At 63.7% G+C, this 2096-nt stretch carries 1 protein-coding gene; it reads right to left on the reverse strand.

The window, feature by feature from the left end:
• On the reverse strand, positions 1 to 2096 hold a 2096-nt coding region (pglX, locus tag Q4F73_RS12325), incomplete at both ends, for a BREX-2 system adenine-specific DNA-methyltransferase PglX (RefSeq protein ID WP_303359632.1).

Here is a 2096-nt window from a genome sequence, read left to right on the forward strand (position 1 = left end):
GGTTATGTGTTGAAACTTCTGCAAAGGAAATGGACAACGGCTGAAGGAACTTCGATTGGTACATTTCGAGCCATTCCCACCAATTGTAGCCACGCTCTTCCATGGAAGCGCCAAATAGCATCCTGCTGGACAACAATGCCCTGCAGGGGAATAGGTGTCGTTCGAGAGGATCAGAAATGCTAGCGATCGGCTTCAGGTTATTCTGATACGGCCACAGTGCCAACAGATTTCCGTCAATATTCCACTCCCTCACCCTCTCACCTTCGACAAATGACACACGGTCTTCGATACGGAGACGGCGAGCAGTTTGAGTATCGCCAATTATGAAGAATGCGTCCTCGCCGGTGTTTCCGCTCCTGCCCACTGATTGAATTCTCTGGGCCAATTTTGCGTGAGAATGTCCGGAAATTTGGGCCCCTACAGACTGGGCCGCCCCTCCTTGAAGAGACCAGGGGTGTCGACCTAGGGTTTGCCTGGAGAAATCAGCCACGCTAAGCCATCGATCTTCATGACCCGGTAAGTCGATGTACTCGACGATGCTCCGCCACACCAGACCCTGCGCCGGGTCGTCAGGCGCTCCCGGCTCGCCCTGGATTCCGAGCACCGCGCGAACGAAATCCGTCTGAGGTCGTCGGTTCCGCGACACCAGCGTCACCGTCGGGGTGCCATGCCCGGGAATGAATGCACCTGACGTGTCGATCACCTCGAGCAGGTCCACCCGAGGGAGGAAGTCCTCGATCAGCGGCACGCCGAACTCGCGGGCCATGAACGAGTTCGAGGTGATCTGGCCGATCCAGCCGGCGCGCGACGGATCGGTGGTTCCCGACTTGGCCAGGGCGTGGAACTGCTCCATGAACGGCACCGTCAGGGCGTACGTGCCCTTACAATAGTTGTAGAGCTGCCGGTACCGCTGATTGAGGGTCTTGTCCTTGACCGTGATGTACGGCGGATTGCCCACCACCACGTCGTACTGATCGCGGGCCAGCGTCTTGCGTAGGGCGTCCACGTCCTCGGTCGACAGGTGCGCGGCACCGGAGGCGAGGGCGTCCGGGTCCACGCTGAGGTCGCCGTAGTCGAACCCAGACTGCCCGCCCGAATCCTCGCTCCACAGCAACGAGTCACCCGCGTAAACCTGTAGAGGAAGCTCGGGAGCATCGAGCAGGCTCGTGCCGCCCAGCTCCCGCAGCGCCGCAACCACCAAGCGGAACTGTGCGATCGCCACCGCGAACGGGTTGATGTCCACCCCGTGGATCGAACTCAGCGCCAGACGGACGTGCTCGCCGGGCTCGAGACCGGGAGCTTCCGTGCGCCAGTAGTCGAGCATCCGGCCGAACGCGCCCAGCAGGAAGTGGCCCGACCCGCAGGTCGGGTCGATGACCGTGAAGTCCACCGCGCCGGTGCGGCCCTCGGCGTCGGCAGCAGGCAGGCGCGGAGAGCGCTCGGCCAGCGCCGGGGCCAGGGTGCGGTCGAGGATGAACTCCTCCACGAACTCCGGCGTCTGCAGCAACGCGTACTTCTTCTTGGCGTACTCCGACAGGTCCTGATACATATCGCCCAGGAACCGGGTGTCCAAGCCCGGGTCGCGCAGGGCCCACACCGTCAGATTCTCGGCATCGGCCTGCCGCCAGAACTCCACCAGACGCTGCGCCGCATCATCGGACGGCTCCGCGATATGGATCCCCGCGTGCTCACCCACCAACGGCGCCGCCGCCGGGGAACGCTCCAACTGCGCGAACGCATACCGCAGGTACCCACGGAAGCCCTGATCCAGGTTCTCGGAGAAGTACCGGTCCTGCTCGTCCACCGCGCGCCGGCGACCGTCCGCATCCGCGCCGCTGATCCAGCGCTTGTGCGCCCCAAGCAGGTCGTTGTCCTCACAGAACCGCACGAACACACTCGTCAGCACCCACCCGACCGCGGCCTGGGTCAGCTGATCCTCCACCCAATCCGCCCACGTGGCACCCGTGCGCTGAGCATCCCGAAGCGCGGCGTGCGTGGACTTCCACTGCGCCGACTTCGCCTCGTCGGCGGACAGGCGCACCCGCATGTCCTCCACCAGCTCGCGCACCACCGGCTGCAGGGCACCCGTCAGGGTC

It is taken from the genome of Corynebacterium sp. (assembly GCF_030535495.1).
GTDB lineage: Bacteria > Actinomycetota > Actinomycetes > Mycobacteriales > Mycobacteriaceae > Corynebacterium.